Below are 17,591 nucleotides of genomic sequence, written 5' to 3' on the forward strand. Positions count from 1 at the left end.
AAATACGCTCTTGAGTTCTCAAACCACCACCACTCACCCACCTCACGTCCCGGACTCGTCCGGGCCACTCGCTGAGCGGCAGCAAAAGATAAACTTACACGGAAAGCGGGAAACGCGCAAATCGTCGTTTGTAAATCCCATGTGAACCGTTGGAAACACTGGACTCCATCGGCGTGTCGAAACTTGACAAAATAACGTGTTCCGCACTCATTGGCAGTTGAATTGATACAGTGCCCAGCCTTTCGCATCGGAAGACATGCCCGAATAATCCTGAATCTTCTTCATCGTGCCGTCGTTCGCATATTTGTCGATCAGCTGCTGGTCGTGGAACGTGTCGTACTGCTGCTTGAATGTAAACATCTGCAAACTCGGCGCCTGGGCACCCATGCTGAGGAAGTACGCATCGCCATCTTCGCTCAACGGACAAACGGTGTTCGTCAATTCCCTGCCGTCGCCCGAAGCGAACGCACGTTCCGTCTGTCCGTAAATCGCACCATTCTTCTCGGCCTTCGGATTGTAAATGGGGAACAGCATATCCGCGCCATACATCGCAGTGGCATACATGGAGCCGTTCAACGGATCGGAGACCACGACCGAATCGGTGCCGGTCTCCCCCACCATCTTCCTAAGAATCCGCTCCTTCGTGGAAGTGAGCTGCTCATCCGGCTGCGAATCGTCGATTGTCATATTCGAGTAAACGGCATCGGACAGACCGGAACGGACGGCATTGCCGAATTGGCAGGAAACGACAAGCGCCGCAAGCACGATAACCGCAACGATTTTCGTCACGTCCGGCAAACGGCTGGAACGCAGCAGAACGACCGCCGCGAAGACGATCAGCGACACCACGCTGAACGGAATCATGGTGAGCGGCCGGGTTTCGGCGCGATACCAAGCGGCGGCAACGATATTGGGGAACCATCCGGTCAAAGCGGTCGAGCAAACATAGACCAGGCCGACCAGGAAGAAGACCAATGCGATGGCGATCGCGTCACGACGAAGACGGGACGCCTCGGAATGCGGGGTATGACGGACGGTGGAAATACGACGATTCCCGTGTCCAGCGGAAGTAACCGAATCCGACTCGGCCGCGACGCCGACGGGAACCGTTTCGGAAACGGTGAATTGCTCCTGCGATCGCTTCGCCACGGCATCGGTTGTACAGGCGTGCGCGGAATCGGCGGAAACGAATATTTGCGGACGGACGATTGCGACGACGGTGACGGCCAGCGCGACCAGGACGATCACTGCCATGAACCAGCCCTGCACGCCGGCGATATTGTCGGTGAAATAGATTCTCAACGCTTCAGGCACCGTGCGATTCGGTACGAAGGTATGGAACCAGCTGGCGGGGTTGAAATAGCGGTCCGATTGATAGCTGGACATCATGTACGCAAGGAACGCGCCCGCGCCGAGCACCACCACAATTGCAAGGCCCGCGATGGCCTTCCATGGCAGGCGGGTCAATACGAAGGGGGCCATAAGCAGCAGCCAGGTGAAGACGATGCGCGGATGGGCGAACATGCAGATGCCGGCTACGGCAAGGAACAGCAGACTCCATTTGACGAGATGCTCGCGAGCGGCGATCGCGTCAAGCAGCCGAAGTGTGGTGTACAGCCAGAACGGCAGAAGCGTAGTGGCCAAACCGAAAGCGATCAGCGGGCCGGAAGCCAGCATTTGGAAGGGGTGGCAGGCGGACGCGACAGCCAATGAAGGGATGATGAGCGCGAGTACCGCGGGAAGCAGTGACGTTGCGATCGCACGGGCGGAAACGTTGGAATGCGGGGAATGCTGCGATGCCGCCGCCTGGCGTGCGGATGCGGAGCGTGCGAATCGCACGGCACTGTCCGAATCCGACAGGCGCCTCGTGAAATAGGAGGCGTACAGCTGGATCGAAATCGGCCATATCAGACCGGAAGTGGCCAGCCAGACCGTGTTGAACGCCGCGTAGATCGACAGGTTGACGCCGAACAGCCCGGCAAGTTTGATCAAACCAGCCGCAAGCAGATGGAACAACGGCGGATAGTATTCGTCGTTCGGCCACAAATGGGTGGCGGCGCCGATACCCTCGTCAAGGATCTTGCGAATGAAGTAGTAGTGCGCGGGCGCATCGATCTCATGCAACGGATTCGTCCAAGCGGCGGCGCCACGCGGGAACCAGGCCCATACGATCGCGGCAGCGAGCGCGACGCCGATGACGGAGCAGACGAGCCGTGCGATATGAGGCAGACGGGAGACAGCGGAAACGTCGGAATCTGCGGAATCTGCGGCGATGCCGGAATCAACGGAACCGATTATGACATCGTCGACCTTGTTTGCGCCGTGCCGCTCCGCGCCGTAGTTTTTCCTGTCGTGCTGCTTTGTGCTGTGCTGCTTCATCGCAATCCATCGTAGCCGAAACCGCGATTCCAGGCGCGTTACTGCCCGTATCCAGCCTTCGATTTTCAGGAAGTATTCAGACTTCACACAGAGGTATAACAGTGTTGCGCAAGAAAACAATCACGTTGGATGGGCAGGATGATTGCACGGGGCGCATTGCGCTGTAAGCGTACCTCGCTGTCGTTGCTTGACGGTGCGCCCCGGCCAACGCTGGCGTCGGCAAGCGCCGTCGCATAACTACAGAGAACTGGAGAAGTACCGCATGTTCGTTCTCAAGAACGCATGGGCTGCGCTCGGTCGCGTCAAGTGGCGCACCGCGTTGACAGCCTTGCTTGCACTGCTGGTGTCGTTCTCGGCCGCCGTGGATCTGGCGGTCCTGAGGGCAGACGATACCGCGAATAACGAAACATACCAATCGCAGAAGGCGTCGGCGATGATCCGGCCAAGCGCGAAGACCATGGCGAAACATGATGGCGCGGACTCCAGCTATACCGCGAATTACATGACGTGGGAGCTGTACAGCAAGTACGCGGAAGCCGTGCAGAAGAACAATGTGACGTTCGATTACACCCTAGCTACGTCCGTGCCGGTGCGCGCCAGCAAGTCGCTGCAGGCGATCGCTGCGAAAAGCGACACCAGCGAGGACAAAACCGGCGGCGATCTGACGCTGCAGGCCTTCTATACTGCCGAAGCCGCGAAAGTCAACGATTACGGCACATTCAAGGTGGTCAAGGGCAAGAACCTGAGCTACAAGACGGAAAACGACGGGGTGCTGGTCTCGCAGTCGCTGGCCAAGAAGAACAACCTCAAAGTGGGAAGCAAGGTGACCGTCGGCAATCCGACGAAGGCTTCCACGACCTACAAGGCCACCGTGCGCGGCATCTACGAATACACCGATGACGCGCCTGCCGGATACGGTTCCGACGCGAAGTACGCGAAGGACAACCGCGAGAATGTGGTGTACACGACGTACATCAATTTCGCGAAGGACGGATTGGACACGACCGACGCCAAGGGCTGGGGCATTCCCGACCTCAACATCATCTTCACGCTGACCGACCCGGCCACGTACAACAAGTTCGTGCGCCTGGTGAAGAAGGCCAAGCTGGACACGTCGAAGTACACGATCTCCTCGCCGTCGCTCGACGCATACAAGAAGCGCATCGCGCCGCTGGATTCCGCCGCCGCCTCGGCACGCGTGATCCTGCTGGTGGCCGTGATCGTCGGCGGTCTCGCACTGCTGGCGCTGGTGCTGTGGGCCGCGATCGCCGGCCGCCGTGACGAAATCGGCATGGCGATGATTTCGGGCGTCACCAAGGGCCGCTTGGGATGGCAGTTTATGCTGGAGACGTTCATGATGACCGTTCCGGGTTGGATCATCGGTCTGGTCGCCGGCGCGCTGCTGGCCAAACCGATCGGCACCGCATGGGCCGGAGGACAGGCCGTGGCCATCACGTCCGCGTCCGTGTGGAACGTGATCTGGTACGGGCTGGGCGCATGCCTGGTATTGGGCATCATCGCGTTCATGCGCGTGGGATTCTTCGATTTAAGCCAATTATTCGCAAGCCGTTCCGACAAGCCGGTTGATATGACCGGAACGGATGCGGCCGAAACGACGAACCGTACGGAGGTGGACGCATGAGCGACAAGGACGTGAAGGATACCGAGAACGAGACGTTGACGTCGGCTGACGGCGTTGACGGAAACGACGCTTCCGTATCGATCGATTCGATCGAAGCGGTCGATTTCGCGGTGGTGTATGACGATACGGACGATGCCGGCGATACGGCGGACCATGCAGCGTCCGGCACCGCGGAATCGCAGGAAGCCACGGCGGACAAGGAAGATGCGGAAGGCATCGCCACGGAAGACAGCGTGGCCAGCGACAACGCGAACCGCGTGAACGAGACGCTCGCGCTGGGTACGACCGACGACAAGACGCCGCTTGCCGGTCGCGAAAGCGTGAAGGCGGATTCCGCGACGAGCGTGTCGTCCCAGATCGATCGGGAGATCAAGCATCGCCGCAAGAAGGATGCGTTCTTCTTCAAGACGAATCCGACGTTCGCGCTCGACCATGTGACGGTGAATGACCGCAAGACCGGCCGCAACGTGCTTGACGACGTCTCCCTGGCGTTCCATGCCGGCGCGACCTACGCGGTGCTGGTGGACGCCGATGATGTCGAACAGCATCAGGCGCTGCTGGCCACCATGGTCGGCATGATGCGGACGACCAGCGGCAACGTGATGCACAAAAGCACGAATATCGCCGACGTGGAGCCGGTGGACGTGCTTGGACACCGCATCGGTTTCATTCCGCAGCGCTTCTCGGTGCGCGGGGATCTTGACGCGGAAAGCAACGTGCTGTATGCGATGGACGCATCGAACCGCAACTTCCTTCAACCGAAGCCGGTGATCGCACGCGAGCTGCTCAAGCGCGTGGGATTCGAAGAGGTGACGTCTGGCATGCCAGTCGGCAAGCTGAGCGAATTGGATCAGCGCCGTGTGGCTATCGCCCGAGCGTTGAGCTGCGAGGCCGAGGTGATCATCGCCGACGAGCCGACCGTGGGACTGAACCATGACGACGCCGCTGTGGTGCTTGGCCTGTTGAAGAAGGCGAAGCGCGACGAGGACCGCAAGCGCGCGATCATCGTGGTGACTTCCGATCCCGGCGTGGCCGACCAAATGGAGCATTGCGCGGAACTCGACTAGTTTCGCGTTTCCATAATCTTAAAAAGCCTTGTCTTGCATCGTTTTTTGCGATGTTGGACAAGGCTTTTTCGTTGCTTCGGCAACCCGCTTTGGCAAAGTGGCCGTAGGGCTCCGTATGGATTATTCGGCGACGCGCATGTGATACTGCTCGGCGAGCGGCTTGACATCGAGGATGCCGTAACGTTCCAGAAGCCGCAGCCATTCGCGCTTGTTATCCTCCCCGAAACGGGCGGCCTTGCGCGCGTAGGCTTCGGCGGTGAGAAACTTCGGCGGAATCGACTTGCTGTTGTACTTGTCCGCCACCATGACGACCTCCTGTTCGAGGTTCACCGGCACATAATCGGCCGGAGGCAACGGCAACCCCTGCGATTCCACCGCCTCCTTGGTGAGCCCTACGCCCGTATGGTTGCGCGCGAACTGTGCAATGGACTCGTCGACGCCCTGTTCCAGCAGGTATTCGTATCCTTTCAACCCGTGCTGAACATAGCGCGGACCGTCGAATTTGAGCGGTTTGCCGTCGGAACCGTCCTGCTTGAGCAGAAAGTACGTGCCGATGTCGTGCAGCAGGCCGCCGATCACCACCAGATGCTCGTCGATGAGCCGCGGCGGAACCGTACCGCCAGTAAGACCCTCCGTCGACGCCACCGCGGGTACGTGCAGCATACCGAGCGACGCGGAACCGGAATCGTCCGTAGCAAGTTCCAATCCGAAATCGCCGGTTTTTTCGGGCGCGTCCGCAGGCAGAGTGCAACGACGGGTGAACAGCGCGTTCTGGCGACGTGCCATGCGTCGGGCGATGTCCGCCACGACCACGCAGTGACCATGGATGAGGTCGTATGCGGCTTGCGACTGGGCGATTTTGCGATGCAATTCGTCCACTTGCGCGAGTGTGGGAATATACCCGGTGGTATGCTGCGCCGATTCGTTCGATGTGGTCGTCGATGCAGCCGTCGATGTGGTCGGTTCGTTCGATTCGTTCGTCATACGCCCCATATTAGGCGCGTTTCAGACGCGTCAGATGGAACGGACGCGGAATTCGCCGGTGCGGTTGGAGGCCACGATCATCTGATCGTTGTTCAGACGGGTCCAGCCGTCCTCGGCACGCTGGTCGAAGCCGGAGCTGGCCACGACCACACCCTTGGGCTGGCCGGCGGCAAGATCGGCCTCGGAATCGCCGAGCTCACGGTAGCGCAGCACACGGTAGTCGCGAGCCTGCTCGCCACGGCCGTACTGGTCGTAGATTTCGACGATGCGCTTGGAAGTGACCTCACGACCGGCCGCGCACAGAGCGATGAACTGGTCCCGGCTTTGGATCATGCAGTTGTAGCTGGACTTCGGATAACTTTTGCGCAGCTCGCGCACGGCCTGGGCCACCGCCTCGTCGAGCGCGAAGCCGAAACCGATGTACTGCAGGATGACCGCGAAGAAGATGGCGGAATCGGAACGGCCGCCGGTGGACTGCACCAGGCTCGGGTCGACCGGGAACGAACGGTTGGTGATGATGTTGCGACCCTGGTCGTCGGAGATGTCGCCGTTGTGGATGAAGCTCAGTCCGTTGGCGAAGAACGGCTGCTGGTTCTCCAGGATCAACGGCAGGTTCGAGCTGGCAAGACGCAGGTGCCACAGGCCACCGCGGGCCGGGGTGTTGGCGAGCTCGTCGAAGATGGGATCGTGACGGGCCGCGACCGTGTTCTTGTAGATGGCGGTGCCGGTTTCCGGAGTCGGTGCACCGCCGTCACGACGGTATGGCGATTCCTCCGGAACCGTGACCAGCGCAGCGCCCCATCCATCGTTGTGGATTTCGCTGAGATTACGGAATTCACGCACGGTCTGCATGCCGAGCACACCGTTGAGAGTGGTGTTGCTGCCTGCCGTCGCGAATCCAAGTAATCTGCACATGGTTGATTACTCTACCGACGGCAGGTTTCGACGCGCGTACGCCGTTATCGGAGTTGCTTATAGCCCGCGATTCACACGCGCTTCAGGCGCGGCGGACGCTCCGTGGCGAGGAACAGCGGCTGGATTTCGACCAGCGGATTGTAGGGTGCGAGGCCGAACCATTTGATCGGGGATCCAGCCAAATGACGGATGGCGTACTTGATCTGCAGGGAGATCGCACCCTTCTGCGAGACCTTCGATTCGGGCATCAAGGCCTTGTGGATCAGCACGTAGCGGATCGGTCCGATGTTCGGATCGGCGTCCAGCTTCGGGTATCGGGTGGTTTGCTTCGGCAGGTCGCCGGACTTCGACAGATCGTTCATGATCTGATGGATGTAGGCAGGCAACGATTGGGAAACCTTGAATCCCAGGCGGATGCGCACGCGGAACAGGAAGTCCGTGCCGAAGTTCTCCACCGAATACTCGCGTGTGAACGGATTGTCGGACGTCTCCACCGACACGGCCCACCAAGCACGGGCGCGCTTCGGATGGTCGGCGAAAATCGAGAAGAAGATGTCGGTATCGACGCGCTTCATCTCCGAATCGGACGTCAGGTAGACAATGTTGTCCGCGAAATACGGAATCGAATCATCGTCATGCAACTGTTGCAACACCGGAATGCAATCGGCGGGCTGCATGTGCCGCCGCTGCGCGCGCTCCAGCTTCGTGCCTTCGTTCCACGTGTACATGACCAGCAGAATCGCCAAAGTCAGCAGCATGGTGAACCAGCCGCCATGCAGGAACTTCGCCATCGACGCGAAGAAGAACATGAACTGGATGGCCAGGAAGACCACGGTGAACACCACCGCGCCGACGCGTTTGCCGTCATGCCAGATATACACCGCCAGCAGAATCGTGGTGGTGATCATCGTGATGGTCAACGCGAGGCCATACGCGGCGGAGATGTGCTCCGAATCGCGGAACAGCGCCAATACGAGCAACGTGGAGACGCACAGCACGCCATTGACCACCGGAATGTACAGCTGGCCGCGGGTGCGGGCCGGGTAACGGACCTGCAGATGCGGCATCCAGTTGAGTCTCGTGGCTTCGGAGACCATGGTGTAGGCGCCGGTAATCAGAGCCTGGGATGCGATGATGCCGGCGAACACCGACAGCAGCACGGCGACATAGCGCACGGACGGGGTCATCATCTCGAAGAACGGATTCAGGCCGTGCATGCGGCGGTATGCCGAATCGTCCCAATGGTTGAGCATCCACGCGCCCTGGCCGAAATAGCACAGCACCAACGAGATCTTGATGAACGGCCAGGTGAAGTAGATGTTGCCACGGCCGACATGGCCCATGTCGGAATACAGGGCTTCGGCGCCGGTGGTGGACAGGAATACGGTGCCCATGACGGCGAGGCCCGCCGCGTTGTGGTGGCTGAAGAGGAATTTCACGCCGTACACCGGGTTCAGCGCCTCGAACACGCTCCAATCGGAACTCAGGTTCACCAGGCCGACCACGGCGAGGAACGAGAACCAGACCATGACCACGGTGCCGAAGGTGCGTCCGATGCGTTCGGTGCCACGCGATTGGACGGCGAACAGTCCGACGATGATCACCACGGTGATCATCAGCGTCAGCTCCTTGTTCTCGCTCATGATCGGTTCCAGCAATGGCAATGTTTCCAAGCCTTCGACCGCGGAGCTGATCGACACGGCCGGCGTGAGCACGGAATCGGCGAGGAACGCGGCGCCACCGAGCATGGCGGGAATCGCCAGCCATGCCCCGTATTTGCGGATCAGCGAATACAGCGCGAAGATACCGCCTTCGCCGTTGTTGTCGATACGCATGGCGATGAGCACGTATTTGACGGTGGTGATCAGCGTGATCGACCAGAACACCAGAGACAGGATGCCGAGCACGGCGGCGCGGTCGGTGTTGGCCAGACCGCCCTGGCCGTTGAGGAACGTCTGCATGGTGTACAGCGGCGACGTGCCGATGTCTCCGTATACCACACCAAGCGCCACCACGGCCATGGCCGGAGTGATCTTGTCCGGTCCGGACTGCAGCCGGCTCCACCAGCGGCCAAGACGGCCCTTGCTGGCGGCCTCGTCGAGTTTCGCGGCCTCTTCCTGCTGCTGTTCGTGCTCCTTGATGAGCACTTGACGCTCTTCTTTGGTCAGGACTTTGTGCGAGACCTTTGGCGCCTGCGTGTATGTCGCCGCATGCAGCAGCGGTCGCTCCTCTTCGTCAGGCTCGTTCGCCATAACGCTTCCTCCAAGCGGCGGGCCTTCCAACCCGCTCCCCACAATAAAACGCAAAGTGCGACACTAGGAGCCTGACAAACAGTTGTCAAATCTTCACACAAATTCTGGCATGTTTTGACAGTGATTCAAATAAACTGGATTGTTTGTTTTACCTAATTTATGAAGCGCTTCAGATGCCGTATACCTCACGCGTGGTCTCGCGTGTGGCCCGGGCAATGTTCGCCAAAGGCTTATCCAGATAATCGGCGAGCGCCTGCAGGGTGTAGGGGATCATGTACGGCGCGTTGGTGCGGCCGCGATACGGCATCGGACTTAAGTAGGGCGCATCGGTTTCGACCATGACGTGGCTCATGCCGACGAGTTTCGCCGATTCGCGGATGCCGTCGTTGCCTTTGTAGCTGGAGGTGCCAGAAAGGCTGAGATACCAGCCGTTTTGCCGGGCGATCTCACCCATTTCGGCGTCGCCCGAGTAGCTGTGGAAGACGGTGCGTTCGGGCGCCCCGTCGGCGAGCAGCGTTTCGATGACCTCCTTGTGCGAGTCGCGGTCGTGGATCTGCATGGGCAGGTTGAGTTCCTTGGCGAGCGCGATGTGGGCGCGGAAGGCCTCGCGTTGCAGCTCTTTGGCGCCTTCGCCGGTGCGGAACAGGTCCATGCCGGTCTCTCCGATGGCCACGACCTGGTCCGGGTAGGTGGTGGCGAGGCGGTGCACTTCGGCCATGGCGTCGTCGAAGGAGATATCGTGCCATGGCCGGTATTTGATGGGCAGTCCGTCCGGTCCGGGCACGCCGCGGTGGCCGTGTAGCACGGCTTCGTTGGGGTGGATGGCGATCGCCGCATACACCACGCCCGGACGCTCACGGGCCATGTCGATGGCGGTCATGAGGTTCGGCAGCTCACAACCGCAGTCGATCACGCCTTCGACGCCGACGTTTTGGGCTTGTTTCAGAAGTTCGTCGACGCTGTAGACCGGCACCTCCCCCTGGCCTTTTTCCACGGCCTCATGGCTCATGGCTTGGGAGAACGGCACGACGGACGCCACGTGGGTGTGGTCGTCGATGACGTGCGCGTCTTCGGGAAGTGGCTGCGGGGCCGGGGCCCAGTTGCGGTTGCGATGGTGTTTGCTCATGGTTTCCAGACTACGCTCGCCGTGCCATCTTCGCTTTATACGGCTTCCGTTATTTGAATCATTCGATCGCGATGCCGACGAACGTCGCCACATGAGAACCGCATAATCGCGCATAATCGTATATGTGTCGTTATTGCCAATCGCAATCGTCATTCGTTATTCATTATTCACGAAGGAATCCGCAGGAGCATCATGAGCATCGACACCCAAGCCTATCTGTTCGTGCATTTCATCGGCGAAGAGCGCAATCCCACCGACGAACAGCTGTACTTCGCGCCAAGCGGGAATCGTCAGCGTGGTCATCGGGAAATCGGAATCGATGACATCGCCGTCATACCACGCGCCGGCCATTCGTGCCACGTCGGCGGCTCCGGCATAGAAATAGGCGGCGCGAACGGCGTGGCCGATTGCCTCCGTCTGTTCCGTGATTGGCTTGTCGGCCTGGTAGTAGGCGTAGTTCTGCTCGCGCGGCTCGTAGTTGTGCCCGTCTTCCTGGGCGCGGCGGCGGCCTTGAAATTGTGCAGAACGACGAATTGAATCTACGCGCGCACTACGGCTGGGCGGTCTATCAGCGTTCGTTCGCGCTGCCGGTCGGCAACGATGCCGGCACCGCGTTCATGGGCTCCGACAACGCGAACGTGCCTGCCGTGGTGACGCTGTCCGAAGACGGCACGGCGACGCGCCCGCGCATCGACGCCGAAATCGACAAGCGGCCGTGGTTCATCGGCGAACAGTTGTGGAATTTCGCCGATTTCGCGACCTTTCAAGGCATCATTCGCGTGGAAGGCAACCGCAAGGGCATTCTGACCCGCGACCGCCAGCCCAAGATGGCCGCGCATTGGCTGCGCGACCGTTGTGCCGGCATTCCGGACTACGGCTATAAGGGGCTATAAGGAACTACAAGGAGCTAAAAAGCCTGGGCCGGCGTCCACCGGCTCAGGCTTTGGCATTCAGGCCTGTGATTGCCCAGACTACGGCCATTCAGACCTTGATCATCGCGTACTGCGATTCGTACAACCGATAGTACGCGCCACGACGTGCAAGCAGCTCGGCATGGCTTCCCCGTTCGACGATCTGCCCATGATCGATGTAGCAGATCTCGTCCGCGTTCTCGATGGTAGACAGTCGGTGCGCGATGATGAAGCTTGTACGCCCCTTGAGCAGATGGTTCAGGCCGGCCTGCAGCGCCTCCTCGGTACGCGTGTCGATGTTCGACGTGGCTTCGTCGAGGATCAGGATGCGCGGATCGGCGAGCAACACGCGCGCGAACGCGATGAGTTGGCGCTGGCCAGCAGACAGCGTGGATCCGCGCTCCTCCACCACGGTGTCGTAGCCGTCGGGCAGATCCATGATGAACTCGTGCGCATGCACCGCCTTGGCCGCCGCTTCGATCTCCTCGTCGGTCGCGTCCAGCTTGCCGTAGCGGATGTTCTCACGCACGTTGCCGGAGAAGATGAACGTGTCCTGCAGCATGACACCCATCTGCCGACGCAGGCTATCCAATGTCACAGAACGCACATCGTGCCCGTCAATCGCCACCGATCCTTCCGAAACGTCGTAGAAACGCGACAGCAGGCTGACGATCGTCGTCTTGCCTGCGCCCGTGGGGCCGACCAACGCGATCGTCTCGCCCGGATCGACATGCAGGTCGACCAGGTTGAGGATATTGCGGCCGTCCGGCTCGTAGCGGAAGACCACGTCGTTGAAATCGACGCGGCCTTCGACCTGCGGCAACGCGACGGCGTCGGGCGCGTCGGTGATCTCCGGCTTGACGTCGAGCGTTTCGAAGATGCGTTCCAAATACGCGGAGCAGGTGATGAGCTGGTTGTAGAAATTGCCGATGCTGATGACCGGATTCCAGAAATTGTTCGCGTAGCCAACGAACGCGATGAGCACGCCCGTGGTCACGTTCACCGCGCCGAAGCCGGTGACGCCCACATAGTAGATGAACGCGATCGTCATGACGGAAATGGTCTGGATGCCAGGCCACATGAGCGCCTGGATATGCACGGTGCGCATCCACGCGGAGCGCACGGCCCCCTGCTGTTCCTGGAACGTGCGGAACTGCGCCGCTTCGCGTGCGAACGTCTGCGTGGTCTTCACACCGGCGATCGATTCATGGATAAACGCGTTGAGGTTGCTTTGCTTGTTGGACAGCACTTGGTAGGCGCGACGCTGGAAATGCTGCAATACCAGCACCCATGCGATGAGCAGCGGGAACAATGCGAGGCTGTACAATGCGAGCCGCCAGTCCACGACGAACATGACCACCAACGTGATGAGGAACGTGAGCACGTCGGAAATCACGTTGACCAGACCGGAGCTCAACGTGTCCGAAAGCGTGTTCACATAGTTGACCACGCGGATGAGAATCTTGCCGTGCGGACGCGAATCGAAATAGCTGAACGGCAATGTCTGGATGTGCGTGAACAGGTCGCGGCGCATGTCCTTGAGCATGAGCTGGCCGACGCGCGTGATCTCCACCGTACGGTAGCGCAGTCCGAGCTCGTAGATGACGATGAGCGCCGCCAGCAGCGCCACCAGCCCGCCGAGCAGCGCGAGGTTCTTCGTTGGAATGGCGTTGTCGATCATGATTTTCGTCAAATACGGTTCCACGACGTTGATGCAGCCCATCGCCGCCACGACGATGAGAATGCGCACCACGCGGGCCTTGTACGGTTTCAGATAGACGCCGACGCGGGCGATGTCGCGCAGGTTGATCTTCTCCTCAAGATCCTCGTCATCACGGAAAGTGTTGCGTTGTGCCATGATGTCCTCCTTCCCGCCTTACGCTTCGAATCCCTGCGCGCGGCCGGCCTGCGCGCCCAACTGTTTGCTGTAGATCTGCCAGTACCGGCCATGCGCGGCCACCAGTTCGTCGTGCGTGCCGCGCTCCACAATGCGTCCGTGCTCCAGCACGAGGATCAGGTCGGAATCCTTGACCGACGAAATGCGGTGCGCGATCGTGACAATCGTCTTCTTCTCGTCCATCTCCTGCAGGTGCTGCTGAATCTCCGCCTCCGTCTCCATGTCGACGGCGCTGGTCGTATCGTCCATGATGAGAATCGACGGATTGTCGGCAAGCGCGCGGGCCAAGCTCAGCCGCTGTTTCTGCCCGCCGGACAGGCCGACGCCGCGTTCGCCGACGACGGTATCGTAGCCGTCCGGCATGCTGCGGATGAAATTGTCGGCGCCTGCGATGGCGGCCATGCGGCGTACGTACTGTTCGTCGTAGCCGCGCGGTCCGCGTTCGGCGTCGGCCGGCGCATCAGCGGGGCCGTTGGCCGGCACGTCCTCCCGATTGCCCGCGCCGAAGCTGATGTTGCTGCCGATCGTGTCGGAGAACAGGAACGTGTCCTGCGCGACGACGCAGACCTGCGATCGCAATGTGGCGAGCGGCCAATCGCACGCGTTGACGCCGTCGATAAGCACACGGCCGGCAGTCGGGTCGTAGAAGCGGGAAATGAGGTTGACGAGCGTCGATTTGCCGGCGCCGGTTTCGCCGAGGATGCCGAGTTTCGCGCCGGCGGGGACATGGAAATCGATGTCGCTAAGCACGGGGGTGTCCGGATCGTCGGGGAATGCGAAGTCGACGTGTTGGAAGTCGATGGTTCCCGCGATTTTAACCGGTTCCTCGGTTTCGGCGGAAACGTGCTTCTCCCGGATGCGCGATTCGGCGGTGAGCAGTTTGCGGATTTTGATGCATGCCGCGTTGAACCGCTGCCAGTCGTTGGTGAGCCATCCGGATTGGCGGATCGGGCTGTCGAGCATCCACAGGTATGAGTTGAACGCAACAAGATTGCCAAGGGTCATGTATCCCTTGATGACGAGGAACCCGCCGAGGCCGAGCGTGATGAGCTGCAGGGAGAAGCCGAGGCCGTCGAGCCAGGGCATGTATTTGCGGCTGTTGTAGGCCTGGTCCATGTTGCGCTGCATGTAATCGTCATTGCGCTTGTCGAATTTTTCGGTTTCGTACGATTCGCGCACGAACGCCTTGACCACGCGGTTGCCTTCGATGTTCTCCTCGACCATCGAGTTCATTTCGGCGAGCGAATTGCGGATGGCGAAGAACAGCGGCCGCGCATGCTTCGACAATCCTCTTGTCAGAATGAACAGTGGCGGAGTGACGCAGGCGAGCGCGAGCGCGAGCCGCCAATTGATCGAGAACATCATGGCGAGCGCGCCGACGAACATGACCACGCAGTCGAGCGCCTGCAGCGTCACCCAGCTGAGGGCGTGTCGGATGGCGTCGGTGTCGGAGGTCATGCGGCTCATGATGTCGCCGGTACGGGTGTGGTTGAAGTAGGTGAAGTCGAGTTCGTGAAGCTTTTCGAATTCGTCGCTCACGAGACGGTAGATGGAGTTCTGTCCGAAGCGTTCCATCCACATCTGGCAGCCGTAGCGGGAGCCGACGCGCACGATGGTGAAGACGACCATCGCCACGCATAGGCGGGTCAGTTCGCTCACATGGCCTTGCGTGATGACGCGGTCCACGATGAGGCCCGACAGCAGCGGGATGATGAGCGCCATCGCGTTGTTCAGGCAGAACAGCGCGAACGCGCCACCCACGCGCGGCAGGTCGGGTTTGCAGTACGGCAGAATCCATTTGAGGTTGCCTGCTTGCTTGTTGCGATTGGGGTCGACGTACATGCGCACCGTTTCCTTCGAATTGGTTGATCGAAAAGCTGGTTTTGTGCGGAAAGCTACGTAGCGTCATACTAGCCGCGAACCGGTACGATTCGGGTGGTGCCGCGTTGCATCGGTTTCGGCCGGTAATCGTGCGCTTTTCTGCTCAAAACGACGCGGAACGGGCTGTTTGCGTCGGTTCCAGCTGAAATCCAGCACCACTTCTGCCCAAAACAACGCAGAGCAGGCCGTCACCGTCGAAACCAACAGACAAATCGCCTTTCGTCTGTCCAAAGCAACGCGGAATAAGGTGGTTTGCGGGAAGAAACAGCAGTATGCAAGCCAGCAAAGGACCGCCGGCAAGGGCCACCGAAGGTCACCCAACGCCTATCTCGCTTATAGATGGCGCCCCCATACAAAGAACAAGGGGTTAGAGGGGATTATCCATACCCTCTAACCCCTATTTCGGCAAATCATCCGCCACCTATAAGCGAGATAGCGTATGTCAGACCCGCAAATCCGCCACCTATAAGCGAGATATACGCCCAAACCGCATTCCCGGTCGCGTTTTCAGCGGCGGACCATCTCCTCTTCGATCTGCTCGAGCGACTTGCCCTTGGTTTCGGGCACGAAGCGCAGCACGAACGGGATGGACAGCGCAGAGAACACACAGAAGATGGCGAACGGGCCGCCAACATTGTTGCCGAACGCGGCGAGCAGCATCAGGAAGAACTGGGAGACCACGAAGTTGCCAAGCCAGTTGGCCGCGGAGCCGAAGGAGCTGCCAATGCCGCGCACGCTCAGCGGGAAGACCTCGCCGATCAGCACCCACGCGATTGGCCCCCAGGACAGCGCGAAGCCGAGAATATAGACGGCGATCAGCACCATGGTCGGCACGGCGAGCGTGGCCACATCGCCGGTGAAGTTGAGCACGGCGAGCACCGCAAGGGATGCGGTCATGGTCACCGAGCCGAAGATCAGCAGCGTTTTGCGCGGGAATTTGTCCATAATGAAGGTGGCTGCGATGGTGGCCACGAAATTGACCACGCCGATGCCGACCGACACCCAGATGGCGTCATTTTCGGGGAATCCGAAGCCCTTGATGAACACCTGCGGCAGGAAGTAGATCACGGAATTGATGCCGACGAGCTGCTGGAACAGCATGATGCCGACCGCGGCGACGAGCGCCGGACGGGCGATGCGGAACAGTTCGCGCACACCACCCTTGGTGTTCTGCGCGGCCACGGCTTTGATTTCGTCGAGCTCAAGCTGCACCTGGGTTTGATCGACATCTTTGCGGATAAGAGTGAGCACCTTGAACGCCTCGCGTTCCTTGCCTTTGCTCACCAGATAACGGGGCGATTCCGGCAGCAGCAGACCGCCGATCAGCAGCAGCGCAGCCGGGATGAGCGCCGAGCCGAGCATCCACCTCCAATCGCGGACACCGGCGATATTGTGGCCGAGGAATCCAAGATTGGACGCGTATGCCAGCAGAATACCGAACGTGATCATCAGCTGGAACAGCGTGGAAAGCGAGCCGCGACGTTCCTTCGGCGCAAGTTCGGCGAGATACGCCGGAGTAAGCGCGGAGGCGGCGCCAACGGCGAGGCCGAGAATGATTCGGGCTGCGATCATCATCAGGAATCCGGTGGACAGCGCGCACATGCCGGAACCAAGCAGGAACAGAACCGCCGAAAGAATCAGCAGTTTCTTGCGACCGAACCGGTCGGACAGCGCGCCGATGGACAGCGCGCCCACGCAGGAGCCGATGAGCACGGACGAGGTGATGAAGCCAGTTTGCGCCACGGACAGGTTGAAATCGGACTCGATCAGCGGCGAGGCGCCGGAGATGATGCCCGTATCGAAGCCGAAAAGCATGCCTCCCAGCGCGCCGAACGTGAAGATGAAGGCGCTGTTGAGCGGGAACCGCGTGGAAATGCCGCGTTCCACCGTCTCTTCGACGGCATCGACGGCCCTTTCGGCCCCGCGGACGCCATTTTCCAACGTTTTGCCGGCATTCCGCACCGGATTGGACGTCTGTGACGTTTGCACCGTAGTCATGATTCCACCTTTCATTCCCATTAGATCCTCATTGACATGAGATTTGGCAACGGCAGCAACAAAAAAGACCTGAAACGGCGGATTTCCGCACGTTTCAGGTCTTGCCTCGTTGTGAGTTGCAACCCTGCTTTGTTGCTTTCGTTACTGTATTGCTCTCTAGTGTATGGCATCGCACAGCGCGACACACCGATTTTCAGAAAACGTTTACCGGCAGTATTTCGGTGCATACGGGACGCTCTTTGTTCCTGCGTCGGTATCGGCCGAAAATCGCAGCCGTTTCTGCCCAAACCAATGCGGAACGGGCTGTTCGCGTCGATTCCAGCAGAAATCTTGCCCTCCTTCTGCCCAAAACGACGCAAACGCATGCTTTCCCGTCGAAACCAGCCGACAAATCGCCTTTCGTCTGTCGGAAACAACGCAGGAACGTCCGGAACATCCACAAAAAGGAGGTGGTCGGCCCACGCAATCAAAAATCGCCAATCGAAAATCGCAAAAAATACTAGAATCGCAAGCAATCGCAACATATGTGAGGAAAGGCG

At 60.0% G+C, this 17,591-nt stretch carries 13 protein-coding genes; 4 read left to right on the top strand and 9 right to left on the bottom strand.

Features of this window, described 5'->3' with window-relative positions:
• Positions 1-207: 207 nt before the first annotated feature.
• Entirely contained in the window at positions 208-2,379 is a 2,172-nt protein-coding gene (locus OU26_RS06670; RefSeq protein WP_237743801.1) for a DUF6541 family protein, read from the bottom strand.
• A 262-nt stretch (positions 2,380-2,641) separates the two neighbouring features.
• Here OU26_RS06670 and OU26_RS06675 point away from each other — a divergent pair, with 262 nt between their 5' ends.
• Positions 2,642-4,021, top strand: a complete 1,380-nt coding sequence (locus tag OU26_RS06675; RefSeq protein WP_081815681.1) for an ABC transporter permease — start codon at positions 2,642-2,644, stop codon at positions 4,019-4,021.
• Positions 4,018-5,088: an ATP-binding cassette domain-containing protein gene (locus OU26_RS06680; protein ID WP_026647119.1), complete on the top strand. Its 1,071-nt coding sequence runs from the start codon at positions 4,018-4,020 to the stop codon at positions 5,086-5,088. The genes OU26_RS06675 and OU26_RS06680 overlap by 4 nt, the downstream gene beginning before the upstream one ends.
• A 120-nt stretch (positions 5,089-5,208) precedes the next feature.
• Here the strand turns inward: OU26_RS06680 and OU26_RS06685 are convergent, their stop codons facing one another.
• The 4 genes from OU26_RS06685 to OU26_RS06700 form a co-directional block, all read right to left on the bottom strand.
• Positions 5,209-6,072, bottom strand: a complete 864-nt coding sequence (locus tag OU26_RS06685) for an HD domain-containing protein (protein ID WP_081815680.1) — start codon at positions 6,070-6,072, stop codon at positions 5,209-5,211.
• Positions 6,073-6,102: 30 nt separating this feature from the next.
• Entirely contained in the window at positions 6,103-6,987 is an 885-nt protein-coding gene (locus OU26_RS06690; protein ID WP_026647117.1) for a class II glutamine amidotransferase, read from the bottom strand.
• A 71-nt stretch (positions 6,988-7,058) separates the two neighbouring features.
• Entirely contained in the window at positions 7,059-9,239 is a 2,181-nt protein-coding gene (locus OU26_RS06695; protein WP_026647116.1) for a KUP/HAK/KT family potassium transporter, read from the bottom strand.
• Between the two features lie 169 nt (positions 9,240-9,408).
• A complete protein-coding gene (locus tag OU26_RS06700; RefSeq protein WP_026647115.1) occupies positions 9,409-10,365 on the bottom strand; it encodes a TatD family hydrolase in 957 nt (318 codons plus the stop codon).
• Positions 10,366-10,557: 192 nt separating this feature from the next.
• Here OU26_RS06700 and OU26_RS10525 point away from each other — a divergent pair, with 192 nt between their 5' ends.
• Positions 10,558-10,902, top strand: a complete 345-nt coding sequence (locus OU26_RS10525; RefSeq protein ID WP_026647114.1) for a hypothetical protein — start codon at positions 10,558-10,560, stop codon at positions 10,900-10,902.
• Positions 10,884-11,258, top strand: a complete 375-nt coding sequence (locus tag OU26_RS10530) for a glycoside hydrolase family 2 TIM barrel-domain containing protein (protein WP_026647113.1) — start codon at positions 10,884-10,886, stop codon at positions 11,256-11,258. Before OU26_RS10525 ends, OU26_RS10530 begins: the two co-directional genes overlap by 19 nt.
• Positions 11,259-11,346: 88 nt before the next feature.
• Here the strand turns inward: OU26_RS10530 and OU26_RS06715 are convergent, their stop codons facing one another.
• From OU26_RS06715 to OU26_RS06730, 4 genes are all read right to left on the bottom strand, one after another.
• Positions 11,347-13,134: an ABC transporter ATP-binding protein gene (locus OU26_RS06715; RefSeq protein ID WP_026647112.1), complete on the bottom strand. Its 1,788-nt coding sequence runs from the start codon at positions 13,132-13,134 to the stop codon at positions 11,347-11,349.
• 18 nt (positions 13,135-13,152) lie between these two features.
• Positions 13,153-15,015: an ABC transporter ATP-binding protein gene (locus tag OU26_RS06720; protein WP_033499010.1), complete on the bottom strand. Its 1,863-nt coding sequence runs from the start codon at positions 15,013-15,015 to the stop codon at positions 13,153-13,155.
• A 546-nt stretch (positions 15,016-15,561) separates the two neighbouring features.
• Positions 15,562-17,052: a sugar porter family MFS transporter gene (locus tag OU26_RS06725; RefSeq protein ID WP_026647110.1), complete on the bottom strand. Its 1,491-nt coding sequence runs from the start codon at positions 17,050-17,052 to the stop codon at positions 15,562-15,564.
• 20 nt (positions 17,053-17,072) lie between these two features.
• Positions 17,073-17,567: a hypothetical protein gene (locus tag OU26_RS06730; RefSeq protein ID WP_155809207.1), complete on the bottom strand. Its 495-nt coding sequence runs from the start codon at positions 17,565-17,567 to the stop codon at positions 17,073-17,075.
• Positions 17,568-17,591: the final 24 nt, after the last annotated feature.

The sequence above is a fragment of the Bifidobacterium ruminantium DSM 6489 genome, assembly GCF_000770925.1.
GTDB lineage: Bacteria > Actinomycetota > Actinomycetes > Actinomycetales > Bifidobacteriaceae > Bifidobacterium > Bifidobacterium ruminantium.

Bases quoted from the DNA above. Each gene is read 5' to 3' on its own strand.
- OU26_RS10525 (WP_026647114.1), top strand. From the start codon at position 10,558: ATGAGCATCGACACCCAAGCCTATCTGTTCGTGCATTTCATCGGCGAA.
- OU26_RS06670 (WP_237743801.1), bottom strand. From the start codon at position 2,379: ATGAAGCAGCACAGCACAAAGCAGCACGACAGGAAAAACTACGGCGCG.
- OU26_RS06690 (WP_026647117.1), bottom strand. From the start codon at position 6,987: ATGTGCAGATTACTTGGATTCGCGACGGCAGGCAGCAACACCACTCTC.
- OU26_RS06700 (WP_026647115.1), bottom strand. From the start codon at position 10,365: ATGAGCAAACACCATCGCAACCGCAACTGGGCCCCGGCCCCGCAGCCA.
- OU26_RS06725 (WP_026647110.1), bottom strand. From the start codon at position 17,052: ATGACTACGGTGCAAACGTCACAGACGTCCAATCCGGTGCGGAATGCC.
- OU26_RS06675 (WP_081815681.1), top strand. From the start codon at position 2,642: ATGTTCGTTCTCAAGAACGCATGGGCTGCGCTCGGTCGCGTCAAGTGG.
- OU26_RS06680 (WP_026647119.1), top strand. From the start codon at position 4,018: ATGAGCGACAAGGACGTGAAGGATACCGAGAACGAGACGTTGACGTCG.
- OU26_RS06685 (WP_081815680.1), bottom strand. From the start codon at position 6,072: ATGACGAACGAATCGAACGAACCGACCACATCGACGGCTGCATCGACG.
- OU26_RS06695 (WP_026647116.1), bottom strand. From the start codon at position 9,239: ATGGCGAACGAGCCTGACGAAGAGGAGCGACCGCTGCTGCATGCGGCG.
- OU26_RS06720 (WP_033499010.1), bottom strand. From the start codon at position 15,015: ATGTACGTCGACCCCAATCGCAACAAGCAAGCAGGCAACCTCAAATGG.
- OU26_RS06715 (WP_026647112.1), bottom strand. From the start codon at position 13,134: ATGGCACAACGCAACACTTTCCGTGATGACGAGGATCTTGAGGAGAAG.